Source organism: Gordonia westfalica, from assembly GCF_900105725.1.
Classification (GTDB): domain Bacteria; phylum Actinomycetota; class Actinomycetes; order Mycobacteriales; family Mycobacteriaceae; genus Gordonia; species Gordonia westfalica.
The window spans coordinates 3,469,294-3,487,362 of record NZ_FNLM01000034.1 but is presented as its reverse complement, the minus strand read 5'-3'; the positions used below and the strand labels follow the sequence as shown (position 1 = coordinate 3,487,362).

Below are 18,069 nucleotides of genomic sequence, written 5' to 3'. Positions count from 1 at the left end.
GGCCACGTGTGCCCAAGGCCACGCACGATCGTGGCATTCGGCGGCCGTGACCGGGTCATTCACGACCGCGTGGAGCCAGGCCCTGCCGGATCGCGGCCTGAGCGGTCGCCACCACCTCGTCGATGCTCCCGCGACGCGGGGTCCACCATTCCGCAGCCCAGTTGAGAGCCCCGAGGACCATCATCCGCGCGATGAACAGGTCGAGGTCGGTGCGGATCTCGCCGTCGTCGGCGGCGGCCTGGACGAGTCGTCGCCAGATCTCGCCGTACTGTTTTTCTTCTTCGATCTGGCGTGTGCGGATGCGTTCGGGGATCTGACCGGCATTGCGGATGGATGCCGTGGTGTAATCCGACACCTCGAGTTCGTGCCGCAGGTGCACGTCGACGGCGAGCATGATCCGGTCCATGGACGTCAGGTCGGGGGAGATCTCGTCGAGTGCGTCTTCGAGGCGGTGGCGCATGTCGGCCACGCCGGACCACATCACCTCTTCGATCAGGGTCTCCCGTGAATCGAAGTAGTAGTAGATCGCCGGGGCGCGCAGGTCGGCGGCCTTCGCGACGTCGGACAGGCGGGTGCCGGCGTAACCCTTCGTGCTGAGTACGCGGGCGGCGGCGTCGAGGATTCGGGTGCGTGTCCGGACGGACTTCGACTCCTTGTCGGAGACGCGCAAGCTCTTGCACGTGGGAGATTCGAGAGTCATGACGTCGGCATCGGGTCGCCGCGACCGACGGATGTTTCTGACATGCGCACCGTCCAGGTGGTTCTCATCGACGCAGGACGTGGCTCCGCATCGGCGGCGCGAGCGCACCGCAATGTTTAATTTACAGTAAAATAAGGCGGTGAGCATGAAATGCACCCGCGAGGGATGGGCGGTATCGGCCGACTATCCGGCCGCCGCCGGCAACACGTGTCGCTGGAGATGAGGGATCGCAGAAGCGGATCGCGACGGCCGCGGTCCACGAGCTCGATCAGGCCGGCCGCCAGCTTGTCGGCGTACGACGTCTCGTCGGCGATGATCGACTGGATCTGCTCGATGAGAACCCGAGATCTCTTGCCCGCGAGCGCGGTCGGTGCTCAACCGTCGCTGTCGTCTGGCGGGCAAGGTTCCTCGCATGTCTGTGGAATCGGTGACGACATTGGTCGGTGCGTGCGCGGCGTCGACGCCGACGTGGAAACGGCGCCGGGACAGTCCGGTACTCGGACGGTCCCGGCGCCGCTTCGGACGTTGCGGGTCAGGCCTGCGACTACGGAGCCCAGGTCCGCGGTGCGGCCTCGTCCTCGGCGGGCGGGGTCGAGGTGACGCGGTAGGCGCGGTTCACCGCGGACACCACGGCACGCAGGCTGGCGGTCGTGATCGACGACGCCACGCCGACACCCCACACGGTTTCGCCGTTGACCTCGGTCTCGACGTACGCGGCGGCACTGGCGTCGCCGCCGGCGGTGAGAGCGTGCTCGCTGTAGTCCAGGACCCGGACCTCATAGCCGACGGTGCCCAGGGCATCGACGAAGGCGGCCAGCGGCCCGTTGCCCGCACCGGTGATCTCGCGCTCGTTGCCCTCGACCTTCACGACCGCGGTGATGTGGTCCTCGCCGCCGTCGACCTCGGCCGCGTCGACCTTCTGGCGGATGCGCTCCAGCGGCCAGATCGGCTGCAGGTAATTCGTCGCGAAGACGTCCCACATCTCCTTGGGATTGACCTCACCGCCCTCGCCGTCGGTGATCTTCTGGATCTCGCGGCTGAACTCGATCTGCAGGCGACGCGGCAGGTTCATGCCGTGGTCGGCCTTCATGATGTAGGCGACGCCGCCCTTTCCGGACTGGCTGTTCACGCGGATGACGGCCTCGTAGCTGCGACCGACGTCCTTGGGGTCGATCGGCAGATACGGCACGGCCCAGACGATGTCGTCGACGTCGGAGTCGGCGTCGTCGGCGTCGTACTTCATCTGGTCCAGGCCCTTGTTGATGGCGTCCTGATGGCTGCCGGAGAAGGCGGTGAAGACCAGATCGCCACCGTAGGGGTGCCGCTCGGGGACGTTCAGCTGGTTGCAGTACTCGACGGTGCGTCGGATCTCGTCGATGTCGGAGAAGCTGATCTGCGGGTCGACGCCGCGGCTGAACATGTTCATGCCCAGGGTCACCAGACACACGTTGCCGGTGCGCTCGCCGTTGCCGAACAGGCAGCCCTCGATGCGGTCGGCGCCGGCCTGGTAGCCCAGTTCGGCTGCGGCAACGCCGGTTCCGCGGTCGTTGTGGGGGTGCAGGCTCAGGATGATCGAATCGCGACGGGCCAGGTTGCGGTGCATCCACTCGATCGAGTCGGCGTAGACGTTCGGCGTGGCCATCTCGACGGTCGCGGGCAGGTTGACGATCATCGGCTTCTCCGGAGTGGGAGCGATGATCTCGGTGACCGCGTCGACGACCTCCTTGGCGAAGCTCAACTCGGTGCCCGTGTACGACTCCGGCGAGTACTCGTAACGCCAGTTGGTGTCGGGGTAGTTCTTCTCCACCTCGAGCACCTTGTGGGCGGCGTCGGTGGCGATCTTGGTGATCGCGGCCTTGTCGGCGCGGAACACGACGCGACGCTGCAGTACCGAGGTGGAGTTGTAGAAGTGCACGATGACGTTCGCGGCACCGCGGCAGGCCTCGAAGGTGCGTTCGATCAATTCCTCGCGGCACTGCGTCAGGACCTGGATGGTGACGTCGTCGGGGATCGCGTTGTCCTCGATGATCTCGCGGACGAAGTCGTAATCGGTCTGGCTGGCCGAGGGGAAGCCGACCTCGATCTCCTTGTAGCCCATGCGGACCAGCAGGTCGAACATGCGGCGCTTCCGAGCCGGGCTCATCGGGTCGATCAGGGCCTGGTTGCCGTCACGCAGGTCGACGGCGCACCACAGCGGGGCCTTGGTGATGACCTTGTCGGGCCAGGTGCGGTCCGGCAGCGAGATCGTCTCGACCTCGTCGGCGAACTGGCGGTAGCGATGAACGGGCATCGCGGAATTGCGTTGCGGATTCCATACGGGCTGGTCAGCGGGAATCGGGCCGGACGGCTCGACGATTCGGCTGGCGCCGGAAGTGAAGGTGTCTGCTGGTGCCATTGGTGGTCATTCTCCGTGTGTGGAAGGAAAGTGACCGGCGCGTGATTGGGCCCCGCGACGGAGGGCCGGTCGTGTCAGACCCCGCCGCGGCAACCGAGAAGGAGTGCACGCTGCATGCGCTCGACTGTACTCCTCGGTGCTATTGAGACCAAAGGTGCAGGTGACAGCGTATTCCAGTTCCATGGCGGGGCGTGAAGCGGGGCTCTTCATCAGCCGTTTTCGGGGCCGAGGATCTCGTCGTCGAATCTCTGACGGGCGGCGTCGATGGCCGGCAGATGTTTCGACGCCCACTCCAGGAGTCCGTCGATCGGCTCCCGGACGGTCTTGCCCAACGGGGTGATGCAGTACTCGACCGAGACCGGTCGGGTGCTCAGCATGCGACGTTCGACGATGCCGTTTCGCTCGAGTCGGCGAAGCGTGCTGGTCAGCGACTTCTGCGACACCGTCGGGATGGCGCGGCGCAGTTCGTTGAACCGTGATGGCGCCTCGCACAGTTCGTTCAACACGCTCAGGGACCACTTGTCCAGGACCTGCCCCAGCAACTCCCGGGACGCGGCGTCGATCCTCAGGTCGTGGTCGGCGACCGGTGCCGGTTCTGCGTGTTCTGGTGGCTGGGAGGCGCGGGCGGGGGTATCGGGCATGAGACCTGGTTTCGTTGAAGTAACCGAACGGCACCAAGTATACAAACGATACCTACTCGTTCCACCAGGAGGAACTCATGACCGTCACGCTCTCCAGTCCCGAAGGCATGCTGCCGAACGCCCCGTATCACCACGTCGCCGTGGGGGCCGGGAGTCGTCACGTGTACGTCGCCGGACAGGTGGCACACACCGATGACGGTTCGCCGATCCCGGCTGACCTCGCCGGGCAGGTCGCGCAGGCAATGCGGAACGTCACCCGCGGATTACGTGGCGGGGGTGCGGATTTCGGCGACGTAGTGCGCCTGACCGTGTACGTGACCGATTGGCGTCCGGCGAAGATCGGGGACTTCATGGCCGGGATCGCGGCGGTGGCCGACGAGGTCGGCCTGCCGACGCCGATGCCTCCGGCGACCCTGATCGGGGTTCAGGCGCTGTACGAGCCCGAGGTGCTGGTGGAGATCGAGGCCACCGCCGTCGTGAACTGACCCTCGGCGGCCCCCTCTTCGGGGGGTGCCGCGTGGGGGTCGCCCCGGCGACGCTATGACATGCATCTCACCCGGTGCTGCGAGTGACCTGAATCATTCTGGCGTCGGTGGGTGTACGGGCGTGATGCCCGGTCTTCGACGGAGCCGCTCAACCACGACGCGGCCGCCTGCACAGAAGGACGACGCCAGTGACCACGATCCCCGCCGATCCGCCCCGCGCTGTACCGCCCGAGCCGCACAGCTCTCCCGACGCGAATCCCACCAGCCTCCGACGCGTCGCCGCCGCCAGCTCGATCGGCACGACCATCGAGTTCTACGACTTCTTCATCTACGGGACCGCGGCCGCACTGGTCTTCCCGACCGTGTTCTTCCCGGCGGCCGACGAGGTGACCGGCACGATCGCGTCCTTCGCGACCTTTGCCGTCGCCTTCTTCGCGCGCCCGGTCGGCGCGATGCTCTTCGGGCACTTCGGCGACCGGATCGGCCGGAAGCGCACGCTGGTCTGGACTCTGCTGATCATGGGCATCGCCACCGTGGCGATCGGACTCCTCCCGGGATACGAGTCCGGTGTCTTCGGTATCGCCGAATCGGGCATCGGGATCGCGGCGCCCATAGCGCTTGTCGTCCTCCGGTTCCTGCAGGGCTTCGCCGTGGGCGGTGAGTGGGCGGGCGCGACACTGCTGACGGCGGAATACGCACCCCCCGGCAAACGCGGGCTGTACGCGATGTTCCCGCAGCTCGGCCCGGCGTTCGCGTTCTTCCTGTCGAGCCTGACGTTCCTCATCGCCACGCTCACCCTCGGCGAGACGAGCTCGGCCTTCCTCGACTACGGCTGGCGCATCCCGTTCATCCTGTCGTTCGCTCTCGTCGCCGTCGGCCTATGGGTGCGGCTCGCCGTCGCGGAGACCCCCGTGTTCCGGGAAGCGCAGCGCCGCAAGGCGTTCGAGGCCGAGAAGTCGGACGGTCCCGCACTGCCGTTCATGGACGCCTTCCGCTATCAGTGGAAAGAGATCCTCATCGCCGGCGGTGCGCTGGCGAGCCTGTTCTCGCTCTTCTACATGGGCACGGCCTTCCTCACGAACTACGGCACCAAGAGTCTCGACCTGTCCCGCACCTTCGTTCTCGGTGCGGGCATGATCGCCGCCATCGTCTTCGGTCTGTCCACCGCCGCGTCGGCCATGTGGTCCGACCGGGTCGGTCGTCGTCGTGTCATCCTGACCTCGTGCGTCATCGCCATCCCGTGGACGCTGGTCCTGTTCCCGATCCTCGAGATCGGCGGGGGCTTCGCCTTCGTCGTCGGACTGATCGGCACGCTGCTGATCTTCGGTATCGCCTACGGCCCTGCGGGTGCGCTGCTCCCCGAGCTGTTCGAGGCGCGCTACCGCTACACCGGGGCCGGCATGGGCTACAACCTCGCCGGAATCCTCGGCGGAGCCATCCCGCCGCTGATCGCCGCCCCGCTGATCGCCGGTCCGGGCGCGATCTGGGTGGGCGTTCTGCTCGCCGGCCTCTCGGCCGTCAGCGTGGTCTGCACGATCCTGATCGTCGAGACCAAGGACAAGGCCATGCGCGCCGAGGCCGAGCCGGCCGAACCGGAGCACTCCCTGGTCGGCTGAAATGTGTTCTGGCGAGACCTGTCCGTGGTCCGCAGAACGACGACATCCCCGTCACGATCACCGATCGCGGCGGGGATGTCGCTGTCTCGAGAAGGATTCGGGCTCAGGGGGTGTAGCGGACCCAGTCGACGGTCATCGTCGACGGATTCGGGGTCGTTCCATTCGCGGGGCCCGGCCAGACACCGCCGACCGCGACGTTGAGCAGGGCGTATATCGGCTTGTTGAACACCCACTGCTCATTGGCGGCGAGCGACGACCGCGCGATGGTGTAGACCGTGTCGCCGTCGAACGAATAACGGATCTCCGACGGCGTCTTGGTGACCGCGTAGGTGTGGAACGCGGATGGGTTGATGCCGGTGATGTCGTAGTTGCGTTCGTACCGACCGCTCAGCACGCTGGGGACCTCGATGCCGAGCAGGCTAGTGAGCGACATGTCGAGTGAGCCGTTGCCGACCGCGACTCCGTCACCGGTCGGACCGTGCACGCCCATGTGGACCCAGTTCGAGTTGTTGATCGTCTCGGCGATGTCGATCTCGCCCGACTGCGGATAGCCCACGGTGTCGATGTCGGTGCCGAGAAGCCAGAACGCCGGGTGTAGTCCCTGTCCCTGTGGGAGGGAGATCCGCGCGGCGATGGTGCCATAGGTGAACGAAAAAGTGCCCTTGGTGGTCAGGCGCGCCGACGTCCAGGTGTTGCTGTTGGTGCTGCGTCGGGCCTCGATGAGGAGGTGACCGTTTCCGTCGAGGCGCGAGTTGTCGAGGCTCGAGGTGTAGATCTGTGCCTCGTTGTTGCCCCACCCGCCGCCGCCGGTCTCATGCTTCAGGGCCGAGGGGATCGCGCCTGCCGCGCCGTTGAACTCGAGGCTGAACGCCTCCTCGGCGTGTGCCACCGTAGAGCTCGACAACACGGCCGCTGCGGTGAGCGCCGTGATCGCGAGAGCCGGTGCCAGGCGGGACGTGAGTCGTCGTGATGATCCTCGTCGGCGAGGTGAGACGTTCATGTAGAAGAAGTATCACGAGATCACACCTGCCTCATATGCCTCATTGGTCACATTTCGGGCGCAGGGAACGCCGCGTGCCCCCATGTACCGGCGAAGGCGACCTCGTCGAGCGGCAGTCTCGTGCGGGGGCGCTCGTCACGCTCGCGAATGTCCTCCGGAAGCGACGCCGCGTCCTCGGCGAGGGCTCCGATCCCCAGCAGGACCAAGGGGCGCCTGCCGTCCGGGATGTCGAAGGCCTCGGTCGCGGCGGCCGCGTCGAAACCGGCCATCGGGTGTCCGTTGAAGCCGAGCGCCCCGGCCTGCAGGATCATCTGCGACACCGCGAGACCGACGTCGACGGCTGCATACGTGTGTTCCTTGGGGTCGTCGGGACGATCGGTGGTGCACACCAGGACCAGCGCGGCCGACCTCGGCGCCCAGCCCGCATTGCCGCGGGTCAGGACGCCGGTGAGGGCCTCGAAGGTCTCGTCGCCGCGACGGCCGACGACGAACCGGACCGGCTGCATGCGTCCCCAGGTGGGTGCCCAGCGCCCGGCGTCGACGATGGTCTCCAGGTCTGTGACGGAGATGGTGGCAGCGGGGTCGTAACCGCGCGCGCTCCACCGGCCTGCGATCAGTTCGTGCACTCGGTCGAGGGTAGCGGCGCGGCGACCGCGGGTTCGTCGGTGCTGGTCTGAGCGTCGGCATCCGTGGGGGTCACCGGGTTGCGCATCGCGAAGAACAGTCCGACGCCGAGGACGGTCATCGAGATTCCGGTGGCCAGCGAGGCGGCGTGCATGCCGTCGACGTAGGCCTGGCGGGCCGCGGACGCGAGACCGTCGCCCTGCACACCCATCTCGAGGGCACGGTGCAGCGTCTCTCCGAGCGTGTCGCCGAACGACCATCCGTCGCGATGCCCGCGGAACACGAGTGTCGCGAGCGAACCGAACAGGGCCAGGCCGAGGGCGTTGCCCAGCTCGAAGCTCGTCTCCGAGATACCCGACGCCGAGCCCGAGCGCTCCGGGGGCACCGCGCCGATGATCACGACCGACACGAGACTGAACTGGATGCCGTAGCCGATACCGGCGATCGAGGTGAAGACCAGGTACACCCAGATCGGCGACGACGTGGTCAGCGCGAGCAGGCCGAAGTTGCCGGTGGCGGCCAGCGCGATCGAGCCGAGAAAGGCCGTACGCGTGCCGACCATTGACGCGACGCGGGACGCGCCGATCGAGAACACGGCGACCGCGACTGCCATCGGGAGGCCGGCCATCGCCGCGGCCAGGACGTCGTGTCCCATCACCGACTGCAGGTAGACGCCGGTCAGGTACGACATCCCGCCGAGCGCCATCATGCCGACGAGTGCGACGGTGATCGCGCCGACGAACGGCGCGCTCCGGAACAGCTTGAGATCGAGTAGTGGTGCCGCGGAATGGCGTTGCTGAACGACGAATCCGACGAGGAGCGCCGCGCCGACGAGTCCGACGACGATGACGCCCGCGTCGGCGCCCTCGCTCGCAACGGTTTTCACCGCGTAGACGAGTGGCAGGATTCCGGCCATCGACAACACGACGCCCAGTACGTCGAACCTCGCGGAGGTCGGAGCCTTGTACTCCGGGATCAGTCGCGGGCCGAGGATGAGCAGTGCAGCCAGTACCGGCACGTTGATGAGGAAGACCGAACCCCACCAGAAGTGGTGCAACAGAACGCCACCGATGACCGGGCCGACGGCGGCGCCGCCGGCGAAGGCTGCCGTCCACACGCCGATGGCGCGGCCGCGCTCACGATTGTCGGAGAACATGTTGGCGATCAGCGAGAGACTCGACGGCATCAGGGTCGCGCCGCCGATGCCCATCAGGGCGCGGGCCGCGATCAGGATGCCGGCCGTCGGGGCGAAGGCGGCGAGTACCGATGCCAGACCGAACACCGCCGCGCCGGCGAGCAGGATGCGACGCCGCCCGATACGATCGCCGAGGTTGCCCATCGTGATCAGCAGTCCGGCGATCAAGAAGCCGTAGATGTCGAGAATCCACAACTGCTGGGCCGCCGACGGTGCGAGGGCGTCGGTGATCGACGGGATCGCGAGGTAGAGGACGGACACGTCCATCGACACCAGGAACACCGGCAGGGTGAGCACTGCGAGCCCCAACCACGTACGTCGGTCGGCGGTGCCCGGAAGCTGCCGATTCGACGGGCCGAGATGGGTGGACACGATGCTTCTCCTTGGGGGGTTTCGACACGGTTCGTCGCTGCGCTCCGTACCGGCTCAACCGGCGGGGGCGCGGTGCGTCGCTGCGCTCCGTACCGGCTCAACCGGCGGGGGCGCGGTGCGTCGCTGCGCTCCGTACCGGCTCAACCGGCGGGGGCGCGGTGCGTCGCTGCGCTCCGTACCGGCTCAACCGGTTCGATCGGCGAGGTTGCGTACGGCGTACGCGAGTCAGCGTACGGGTGTGAGTACGCTGTACGCAATCGATATATTCCCGAATCCGGCAGGAGGAATCCGCAGGTGACGTCCGACACCACCAAGCTGTCGCCGGCGAGCATCGTCGACGCCGCGATCCGGGTTGCGGACGCCAACGGGCTCAGCGGGCTGTCGATGCGGCGGGTGGCCGACGAACTCGGGGTGGGCGCGATGTCGCTGTACCGGCATGTGGCCGACAAGGACGCGCTGCTGCAGAGGATGGCCGAGGTGGTCGGGCAGCGGTATCCGTATCCCATCGATACGTCCCCGTCGTGGGATGAGCGCGTCCGGATCGCCGTCGACGTCGACTGGGAGATCTACCAGCGGCACCCGTGGTTGGTGCTCGCCTACGCGTCACCCCGGCTCAGCTATGGCGAGGACTCCCTCGAATGCCTCGACTGGTTGTCGGCCGGCTTCCTCGAACTCGGCGTCGGAATCGAACGTGCCACCGACATGGCGCTGACCGTGTGGAGCTTCATCCACGGCGTCGCGCTGATGGCCGTCGGGGATCAACTGCTCAGCGAACAGGGGCAGGAGACCTCGCTGCCCTCCGCGCGACTGGCCGACGTGCTCGCAGGTGGGTCCGACGCCGCGGTGCCTCCGCACCTCGCCCGTCTCGCCGGACGCCCCGACGCTGCACATCTTCTGGACCCGCGGGCCCGTCTCGACACCGGAATCGGTTATCTCTGCGCGGGTTTCGAAGCGTCTGCACGCTGAGGCGCCGGGCTCGCGGTCACATGGCGTGCGGGAACACCGTCAACATGTGGGCGCCGAACCACGAGCTGCCGACCACGATCGGCACCACGATGAGCCCGGCGACCACCGGCCGTGTCCGTGCGAGAGCCATCGCGAGCGGGATGAGCAGAACGAAGGCCGGCAGCAGGAGCCGCGGCCGGCTCATCATCAGGCCGCTCGACAGCACGATCTGGGCGACGAGCAGTGATCCGAACAGCAACACCGGCCAGGGCAGGCGCGCCCAGACCGCCACGCCCAGCATCACCAGAGTGCTCAGGACGATCCACGACGTCGCGGTGGGGGCCACCTCGGCGGAATGCACGAGCTGCTCGTTCACGAAATTGAAGGCGGCTATGCCCCAGTCGAATTCGGTGTCCCAGCCGTCGGTCTGGATACGAAACCATCCCGTCGGCGAACCGGTGTGGGCCCATACGACGCCGAGATAGGTGAGGTAGCCCAGCGGGCTGATGACGATCGCGGCGACGGCTCGTAGCCGATCACCCGTCGTGACCTCGGAGGAGCGGCGGCCGGTCCACAGGAAGACGAGCGCGGCGAGGACCACGACGCCGATGATGACCGCGGCGGTCGGCCGGCAGAAGCCGCAGAGTCCGGCCATCACCCCGGCCAGCAGCCAGCGCCTCTCCAGGATTCCGATGAGGGCCCACGTCGCGAGGGCGCAGAACATCGCCTCGGTGTAGGCCATGTTGAGCACGATCGACATGGGCGTCGCGGCGAACAGCACCACCAGGAAGAGGCCGGTGGCCCGTTCGGGCGCGGGGCCGATGGGGGAGCGTCGGGACATCAGCCTCGCGCACACCATGCCCAGGCGGGCGGCGCCGACCGCGGCGATGCACCCGAGAACGAGATTGAGGGTCAGCGCCGCGCCGAACGGCGTCACGCCGGGCAGCTTCGCCAGGAACCCCACCAGATACGGGTATCCGGGGAAGAAGGCATAGGCCGTGTCGGCCGTGTGGATTCCGCGCGCGTCGGTCAGGCTCGCGGGAACCCCGTCGTAGCCGTGTGTGGCGATCGCGAGCATCCACTGCCCGTCCCACACCGTGAGCGCCTTGCCGAGGGTGGTGTCCCGCAGGTCCGCGAATCGCGCGAGCGTGAGGATGCCGATCGCCCGGATGACCAGGTAGACGACGAGGGCGTCGAGCCACCAGCGGTGCCGGTGTACCCAACCCGCGAACGGGGGGCTCGCGTCTCCGGAACGCCGGGCCGGTTCGTCGACGTCGGTTGGGTTGGCCACCCGAAGGATCCTAGGTCGTCGGTGGTGAGCACACGCGGGGTGGCGTGTGCGTCGGATCACACCGACGTCGGTGACCAGGTCAGAGCGCCCGGAGGCTGCCCGGTAAGGTTGTCCGAAGCAAGCTGACGTCTATCGAACCGGCGCACGAGCCGGCGGGAGGTAACTCGACGTGGCCCTCGTGGTGCAGAAGTACGGCGGATCCTCGGTCGCAACGGCCGAACGCATCCGTCGCGTTGCCGAGCGCATCGTCGAGACGAAGAAGCAGGGCAACGACGTTGTCGTCGTCGTCTCGGCGATGGGCGACACCACCGACGAACTGCTCGACCTCGCCCAGCAGGTCAATCCGGCGCCCCCGGCGCGGGAGATGGACATGCTCCTGACCTCGGGTGAGCGCATCTCCAACGCACTGGTGGCGATGGCCATCAGTTCGCTCGGTGCACATGCTCAGTCGTTCACCGGCTCACAGGCCGGCGTCATCACGACGAGCAGCCATGGCAAGGCGAAGATCATCGACGTCACGCCGGGACGCGTACGCAGCGCACTGGACGAGGGCAAGATCGTCCTGGTCGCCGGCTTCCAGGGCGTCTCGCAGGACACCAAGGACATCACCACTCTCGGCCGCGGTGGCTCCGACACCACCGCCGTCGCACTGGCGGCGGCTCTCGAGGCCGACGTCTGCGAGATCTACACCGACGTCGACGGCGTCTATTCCGCCGACCCGCGCATCGTCCCCGACGCCCGCCGCCTCGACGAGGTCTCCTTCGAGGAGATGCTCGAACTCGCGGCCTGTGGCGCGAAGGTCCTGATGCTGCGGTGCGTGGAATACGCCCGCCGGTACAACGTTCCCGTTCACGTGCGCTCGTCGTACTCGACCAAACCCGGCACCCTGGTGACCGGATCGATGGAGGACATTCCCGTGGAAGAAGCCATTCTCACCGGCGTCGCACACGACCGCAGCGAAGCCAAGATCACCGTCGTCGGTCTCGACGACAAGCCCGGCTACGCCGCCAAGGTGTTCCGCGCCGTCGCCGACGCCGAGATCAACATCGACATGGTGCTGCAGAACGTCTCGAAGGTGGACACCGGCAAGACCGACATCACCTTCACCCTGCCGCGCGAGCTGGGCCCGCTCGGCGTCGAGAAGCTGACCAAGCTGCAGGAGGAGATCGGGTTCACCGATCTGCTGTACGACGATCACATCGGCAAGGTCTCGCTCGTCGGTGCCGGAATGAAGTCGCATCCGGGCGTCACCGCCACCTTCTGTGAGGCCCTCAGCGAGTCCGGCGTGAACATCGAACTGATCTCCACCTCGGAGATCCGCATCTCGGTACTGTGCCGCGACACCGAACTCGACGACGCCGTGCGCGCCCTGCACGCGGCCTTCGATCTCGGCGGCGAGGAAGAGGCCGTCGTCTACGCAGGAACGGGTCGATAGACATGGGTGTACGTATCGGAGTCGTCGGTGCGACCGGTCAGGTCGGCGCCGTCATGCGAACCCTGTTGGCGGAGCGCAACTTCCCGGCCGATGAGGTCCGGTTCCTCGCATCGCCGCGTTCGGCGGGCAGGAAGCTGCCGTGGGGCGACGGGGAGATCGTGGTGGAGGATGCGGCGACCGCCGATCCCGCCGGTCTCGACATCGCCCTGTTCTCCGCGGGCGCCACGATGTCCCGCGAACAGGCGCCGCGTTTCGCCGCGGCCGGTGTCACCGTGATCGACAACTCGTCGGCATGGCGCAAGGATCCCGATGTGCCGCTGGTGGTCTCGGAGGTCAACGGCGAGCTGGCGAAGACCCCGCCCAAGGGGATCATCGCCAACCCCAACTGCACCACGATGGCCGCGATGCCGGTGCTCAAGCCGCTGCACGACGAAGCCGGACTTCAGCGTCTCATCATCTCCAGCTACCAGGCGGTCTCCGGCAGCGGTCTGGCCGGTGTCGAGGAACTCGCCGGACAGGTGCGCGCCGTCGCCGGTGACGCCGAGAAGCTGGTCCATGACGGCTCGGCCGTGGACTTCCCGGCGCCGAACAAGTACGTCGCGCCCATCGCGTTCAACGTTGTGGCCCTTGCCGGTTCGCTCGTCGACGACGGCTCCGGCGAGACCGACGAGGATCAGAAGCTGCGCAACGAGTCGCGCAAGATCCTCGGCCTCCCCGAACTGCTCGTCAGCGGCACCTGCGTGCGCGTGCCCGTCTTCACCGGACACTCGCTGTCGATCAACGCGGAGTTCGCCGACCCGCTGTCGGTGGCGCGCGCCCAGGAGATCCTCGGCGCCGCAGCCGGAGTGGAGCTCGTCGATGTCCCGACGCCGCTCGCGGCCGCCGGCAAGGACGTCTCGCTCGTGGGTCGCATCCGCCAGGACCCGGGTGCCCCCGAAGGCCGCGGCCTCGCGCTGTTCGTCTCGGGTGACAACCTCCGAAAGGGTGCTGCCCTCAACACCATTCAGATTGCGGAGCTGCTGGTCTAAACCACCCCTTCACCCGAGACGGCCTCGGCCGCCTCGGTGATGATCTCTCGCATACACGCCTCCGCGGCCTTCGGGTCGCGGAGGCGTATTGCTCTCGCCACGTCGTCGTGGAGTGCGATGGCGGCCGGGTTGGGGGTCGGCGGCATCATCCCGTGATGGGTTCGTCCGGCCAGGACCTCGCCGACCACGTCGGCCAGCGACCGGAACATCTCGTTGCCGCTCGCCTCGAGCAGGGTTCGATGAAAGACCTTGTCCGCCAGAAGGTACGACTCGAGGTCGCCGGTACGGCCGTGCACCGACATGTCCGACACCGCGGCCGCGAGGATGCGGCAGTGGTGCTCGTTCGCGCGTTCGGCCGCCAACGAGGCTGCCACGGGCTCGAATCCGCGTCGTAGCTCCGACAGGGTAGAGAGAAACTCCGCACGGTCCGCGCCGTCGAGGCGCCAACGGATGAGGCGTGGGTCGAAGACGCTCCAGCGCGTCCGCGGCTGGATGGTGATGCCGACCCGGCGTCGCGACTCGACGAGCCCCATCGACTCGAGGACCTTGATCACCTCGCGCGCCACGGTCCGGGAGACCCCATGGTCGGTGCAGATGGCGTCGAGCGTCAGGACGCTGCCCGCCGGTTGCGCTCCCGAGACGATACGCCGGCCGATGGCGGCGAGGATCTCGTCGTGGCGCTCAGTGGTCCCGCGTGTGCTCTCACTCACGATTTCATCTTCTCATTAGCGGCGATGACTGCCAATATGCGTACTTATAGAGGCAGGGACTTGCATAAGTATGACTATTGCGGCAGTCTCCGTGATCAGCAGCACAGCGATGTGGAGGAGTTGACATGCGATCACCGGTGGTCGTCATGGGGGTCTCGGGGTCGGGAAAATCGACGGTGGGAGCCGCCCTGGCGCAGCGTTTGCGTGTGCCGTTCGCCGATGCCGACGACTTCCACTCGGCGGCGAACATCGCCAAGATGTCGGCTGGTCAGCCGCTCGACGACGACGACCGCCGGCCCTGGCTCGAGTCCATCGGCGCCTGGCTGGCCGAGCACGGCGACGGCGGCGTGATGAGCTGCTCCGCACTCAAGCACACCTACCGTGACCGCCTCCGTGGACATGAGCCGTCGGTGGCGTTCGCGCACCTCGCGGGGTCGGTCGAGGTCATTGCGCGACGGCAGGCGTCGCGGCCCGGGCATTTCATGCCGTCGGCTCTGCTCACCTCCCAGTTCGTCACCCTCGAACCCCTGACTTCCGATGAACGCGGCGTGACCGTCGACGTGGACCAGAGTGTGGACGCCATCGTCGACGCTCTGGTCGCGTCGCTGCCCGACGGCGAGGAGAACTGAACATGTTGTCGACCACCACGATTCTCGCCGCCGGCGCGGATCTGCCCGAGCCGGTCGCACCGGGGTGGCAGCTCGTCGTCGCCGCCCTTGTCGGCATCGCCGTCATCGTCGTCGCGATCACGGTCGCCAAGGTGCATCCGTTCCTCGCCCTGGTCGGTGGCGGCGCCACCGTCGGCATCGTCGCAGGGGAGTCGATCCCGACCGTCCTGGAATCGTTCACCACCGGATTCGGTTCGACCGCAGCCGGTGTCGGCATCCTGATCGCGCTCGGCGCGATGTTCGCGAAACTCCTCGCCGACTCCGGGGGTGCCGACGAGATCGTGGACACGATCGTCGGCCACGCCTCCCCGCGGATGCTGCCGTGGGCGATGGCCCTGGTCGGTGCCATCATCGGTCTGCCGATGTTCTTCGAGATCGGTCTCGTGCTCCTGATGCCGGTGATCTACCTGGTGGCCCGCCGCTCGGGGCTGGGGCTGATCCCCATCGGCATCCCCGCGCTCGCCGGCCTCTCGGCCATGCACGGCTTCGTGCCCCCGCATCCCGGCCCGCTGGTCGCGATCGACGCCCTCGGCGCCGACCTGGGACTGACCCTCGCACTCGGTGTGGGCGTGGCGATCCCGACGATCATCGTCTCGGGTCCGCTGTTCGCCACCGTCGCCGGGAAATGGGTGACCGTCGAGGCGCCGCACACCTTCGACGTCGACCCCGACGACGGTCCGACCACCAAGCGGCCCTCCTTCGCCGTCACCATGTTCAGCGTCCTGCTGCCCGTCGTCCTGATGCTGGGCAAGGCGCTCGCCGAGATCTTCATCTCCGACGAGGATCAGCTTCTGCGTCGTGTCCTCGACATCCTCGGTACACCGCTGATCGCGCTGCTCATCGCTGTCGTCGTCGCGATGTTCACCCTCGGCCGCGGTTCAGGGATGGATCGCGAGACGATCTCGAAGTGCACCGGGGCGGCGTTGCCCGCCATCGCCGGGATCCTGCTGATCGTCTCGGCCGGTGGCGGCTTCAAGCAGGTCCTCGTCGACACGGGTATCGGCACCCTGCTGGCGGACTGGGCCACCGGTGCGAACGTCCCGATCCTGGTCCTCGCCTGGGTGCTCGCCGCGCTGATCCGCCTGGCCACGGGCTCGGCGACCGTCGCGACCATCACCGCGTCCTCGCTGATGCTCGGACTCGTCGACGGATTGAGCTCGGGTGAGGTCTCGCTGGTGGTCCTCGCGATCGGTGCAGGGTCGGTCTTCCTGTCCCACGTCAACGACGCGGGATTCTGGCTGGTCAAGGAGTACTTCGGCATGACGGTCGGCCAGACCTTCAAGACCTGGTCGATGATGGAGACCCTGCTCTCGGTGAGCGGCCTGGTCGTCGTCCTGGCGCTCGGTCTGGTGATCTGATCGGCCTGGCCGCCCCTGAGAACCGCGCCTGAAAACCGCTCCTGGGAACCACCCCCGCGATCCGCCCTGAGCAGACGAGCCGCCGACGTATCGTCGGGCAGGTTCAAGTGATCGCCGCAACAGCCTGACTTGTGGAGGGTTGGTTTCAGGGGCGGTTTCCAGTCGCGGCACGGTAGCTTGTCGGGCATGACACGGGTTCGCAAGTTGCTGGTCTCCCTGGCCGTGGTGGCGACGATGTCCGTCGCGTATCCCGCCGCGGCACAGCCCGATTCGCCGGCGACCGGTCTCGGACCGTCGGACACCTCGTTGATGCACGGCGATCTGGCGTCCACCGACACGACCGGCCACCGGGGGCCGGGGCGGGGTGCGCGCCTTGCCGCGTCGTCGATCCCGGGCGGGGCCTGTGCGGCGACCTTCGTCGGCAGCGACGGGATGCCGGTCGCGCTGTGCACGCAGTTCATGGCGACCTCGCCGCCGGCTTTCGCGGCACCGACAGTGGTCCTGTTCGATCCGCTTACGGCACAACCGTTGGCGTCGAGACAACTGACCAAGGGTGGTCTCCTGGGCGGGGTCTACGGCTACCTCGACGCCCGTGACCGCGTCGTCGTCGCCGACGGATCCGGATCGATACTCCGTGTGGCACATCGGCAGACGCCCTCCGGCTGGCAGGTCTACGTCGACGACCGCGTCGACGTTTCGGGCCACATCCCGGCCGGCGACGCGATCACCGGTCTCGCACCGGATTTCGACGGACGCGTCTGGTTCGCGACGACCCGCGGTGTCGTCGGGACTGTGGACGGGAGCAAACAGGTGCGGGCGACGCGGCTCCCGCGCGGCGAAGAACTCGGCAACGGACTCTCGATCCGACGATCCGGGGCGTCGATCCTGACGACGCACGCACTGCACGAGATGACCGCGAATCCCGGTGCGGCACCACGGGTCGTATGGCGACGGGCGTACGACCGGGGTCCGGCGCGCAAACCCGGCCAGCTCACCTGGGGGTCGGGGACCACGCCCACCTACTTCGGCCCCGGTGGCGACGGCTGGGTCGCGATCGTCGACAACGCGGATCGGCCGGACCTCCGGGTGTTCCGCAGTGACGACGGATCGGAGGTGTGCCGTGTCCGGGCCTTCGACCGCTCGGGGCCAGGCACGGAGAACTCGCCGATGGCCTGGGGAAACTCTCTCGTCATCCCCAGTACCTACGGATACCAGTACCCGCCGATGGCGGTGACCGGTCCGGCGGTTCCCGCCGACGCACCCTTCGCCGGTGGCGCCACCCGCATCGACGTCGACGAGAACGGGTGCCGGCGCGTATGGGAGAACTCCGACCGGATCGCGACGCTGCCGAAGTTGTCGCGCGCGGACGGCCTGATCCATGCCCTCGGCTACGGCCCGCCGGTGCCGGGGACTCCGCAGCAGCTGGGGCCCGTGAACTACATCGCCACCGATTTCGAGACCGGACGCCGCGTCGAGACCCGTCGTGTCGGGACTGCGCCGATCGACGAACCGCTCGAACTCACCGGCACGATCACCTCCGACGGAACCTTGTGGCAGGCGACCCTCGGGCAGATGCTGAAGATCGCACCGTCGGTTCGGTGACGGT

At 67.5% G+C, this 18,069-nt stretch carries 16 protein-coding genes; 8 read left to right on the top strand and 8 right to left on the bottom strand.

The window, feature by feature from the left end; all coding sequences use genetic code 11:
* Window positions 1-55: 55 nt before the first annotated feature.
* From BLU62_RS21500 to BLU62_RS21490, 3 genes are all read right to left on the bottom strand, one after another.
* Window positions 56-700 carry a TetR/AcrR family transcriptional regulator gene (locus BLU62_RS21500; RefSeq protein ID WP_074851999.1) on the bottom strand — a complete coding sequence of 215 codons (645 nt, stop codon included), beginning with the start codon at window positions 698-700 and terminating at the stop codon, window positions 56-58.
* 544 nt (window positions 701-1,244) lie between these two features.
* Window positions 1,245-3,095: a 2-isopropylmalate synthase gene (gene leuA / locus BLU62_RS21495; protein WP_074851998.1), complete on the bottom strand. Its 1,851-nt coding sequence runs from the start codon at window positions 3,093-3,095 to the stop codon at window positions 1,245-1,247.
* A gap of 209 nt (window positions 3,096-3,304) precedes the next feature.
* Window positions 3,305-3,736 (bottom strand): winged helix-turn-helix transcriptional regulator, encoded by a 432-nt coding sequence (locus BLU62_RS21490; protein ID WP_084811846.1) that lies wholly within the window; start codon window positions 3,734-3,736, stop codon window positions 3,305-3,307.
* A 77-nt stretch (window positions 3,737-3,813) separates the two neighbouring features.
* On the opposite strand from BLU62_RS21490, the gene BLU62_RS21485 reads away from it, so the two are divergent.
* Together BLU62_RS21485 and BLU62_RS21480 are read left to right on the top strand one after the other, a co-directional pair.
* Window positions 3,814-4,221 (top strand): RidA family protein, encoded by a 408-nt coding sequence (locus BLU62_RS21485; RefSeq protein WP_074851997.1) that lies wholly within the window; start codon window positions 3,814-3,816, stop codon window positions 4,219-4,221.
* A gap of 188 nt (window positions 4,222-4,409) precedes the next feature.
* Window positions 4,410-5,837 (top strand): MFS transporter, encoded by a 1,428-nt coding sequence (locus BLU62_RS21480; RefSeq protein ID WP_074851996.1) that lies wholly within the window; start codon window positions 4,410-4,412, stop codon window positions 5,835-5,837.
* 103 nt (window positions 5,838-5,940) lie between these two features.
* Here BLU62_RS21480 and BLU62_RS21475 read toward each other — a convergent pair whose 3' ends face one another.
* The 3 genes from BLU62_RS21475 to BLU62_RS21465 are packed head-to-tail and all read right to left on the bottom strand — an operon-like array spanning window position 5,941 to window position 9,028.
* Window positions 5,941-6,837 carry a glycoside hydrolase family 16 protein gene (locus BLU62_RS21475; RefSeq protein ID WP_074851995.1) on the bottom strand — a complete coding sequence of 299 codons (897 nt, stop codon included), beginning with the start codon at window positions 6,835-6,837 and terminating at the stop codon, window positions 5,941-5,943.
* A gap of 47 nt (window positions 6,838-6,884) precedes the next feature.
* Window positions 6,885-7,463 (bottom strand): nitroreductase family protein, encoded by a 579-nt coding sequence (locus BLU62_RS21470; protein WP_074851994.1) that lies wholly within the window; start codon window positions 7,461-7,463, stop codon window positions 6,885-6,887.
* Complete coding sequence (locus tag BLU62_RS21465; protein ID WP_074851993.1) at window positions 7,451-9,028, bottom strand: MFS transporter; 1,578 nt, start codon at window positions 9,026-9,028, stop codon at window positions 7,451-7,453. Before BLU62_RS21465 ends, BLU62_RS21470 begins: the two co-directional genes overlap by 13 nt.
* A gap of 294 nt (window positions 9,029-9,322) precedes the next feature.
* Here BLU62_RS21465 and BLU62_RS21460 point away from each other — a divergent pair, with 294 nt between their 5' ends.
* On the top strand, window positions 9,323-9,994 hold the full coding sequence (locus BLU62_RS21460; protein WP_074851992.1) for a TetR/AcrR family transcriptional regulator: 672 nt from the start codon (window positions 9,323-9,325) through the stop codon (window positions 9,992-9,994).
* A gap of 16 nt (window positions 9,995-10,010) precedes the next feature.
* On the opposite strand, the gene BLU62_RS21455 is transcribed toward BLU62_RS21460, so the two are convergent.
* Window positions 10,011-11,264 carry a hypothetical protein gene (locus tag BLU62_RS21455; RefSeq protein WP_099047875.1) on the bottom strand — a complete coding sequence of 418 codons (1,254 nt, stop codon included), beginning with the start codon at window positions 11,262-11,264 and terminating at the stop codon, window positions 10,011-10,013.
* 169 nt (window positions 11,265-11,433) lie between these two features.
* Between BLU62_RS21455 and BLU62_RS21450 the strand changes: the two genes are divergently transcribed.
* Window positions 11,434-12,699: an aspartate kinase gene (locus tag BLU62_RS21450; RefSeq protein ID WP_074851991.1), complete on the top strand. Its 1,266-nt coding sequence runs from the start codon at window positions 11,434-11,436 to the stop codon at window positions 12,697-12,699.
* A 2-nt stretch (window positions 12,700-12,701) separates the two neighbouring features.
* On the top strand, window positions 12,702-13,727 hold the full coding sequence (locus BLU62_RS21445; RefSeq protein ID WP_074851990.1) for an aspartate-semialdehyde dehydrogenase: 1,026 nt from the start codon (window positions 12,702-12,704) through the stop codon (window positions 13,725-13,727).
* On the opposite strand, the gene BLU62_RS21440 is transcribed toward BLU62_RS21445, so the two are convergent.
* A complete protein-coding gene (locus tag BLU62_RS21440) occupies window positions 13,724-14,437 on the bottom strand; it encodes a FadR/GntR family transcriptional regulator (protein WP_074851989.1) in 714 nt (237 codons plus the stop codon). The genes BLU62_RS21445 and BLU62_RS21440 overlap by 4 nt on opposite strands.
* A 125-nt stretch (window positions 14,438-14,562) precedes the next feature.
* Here BLU62_RS21440 and BLU62_RS21435 point away from each other — a divergent pair, with 125 nt between their 5' ends.
* The 3 genes from BLU62_RS21435 (at window position 14,563) to BLU62_RS21425 (ending at window position 18,065) form a co-directional block, all read left to right on the top strand.
* Window positions 14,563-15,066 carry a gluconokinase gene (locus tag BLU62_RS21435; protein WP_074851988.1) on the top strand — a complete coding sequence of 168 codons (504 nt, stop codon included), beginning with the start codon at window positions 14,563-14,565 and terminating at the stop codon, window positions 15,064-15,066.
* 2 nt (window positions 15,067-15,068) lie between these two features.
* Window positions 15,069-16,463 carry a GntP family permease gene (locus tag BLU62_RS21430; RefSeq protein ID WP_074851987.1) on the top strand — a complete coding sequence of 465 codons (1,395 nt, stop codon included), beginning with the start codon at window positions 15,069-15,071 and terminating at the stop codon, window positions 16,461-16,463.
* A 186-nt stretch (window positions 16,464-16,649) separates the two neighbouring features.
* Complete coding sequence (locus tag BLU62_RS21425) at window positions 16,650-18,065, top strand: hypothetical protein (protein WP_074851986.1); 1,416 nt, start codon at window positions 16,650-16,652, stop codon at window positions 18,063-18,065.
* The last annotated feature ends 4 nt before the right edge of the window (window positions 18,066-18,069 follow it).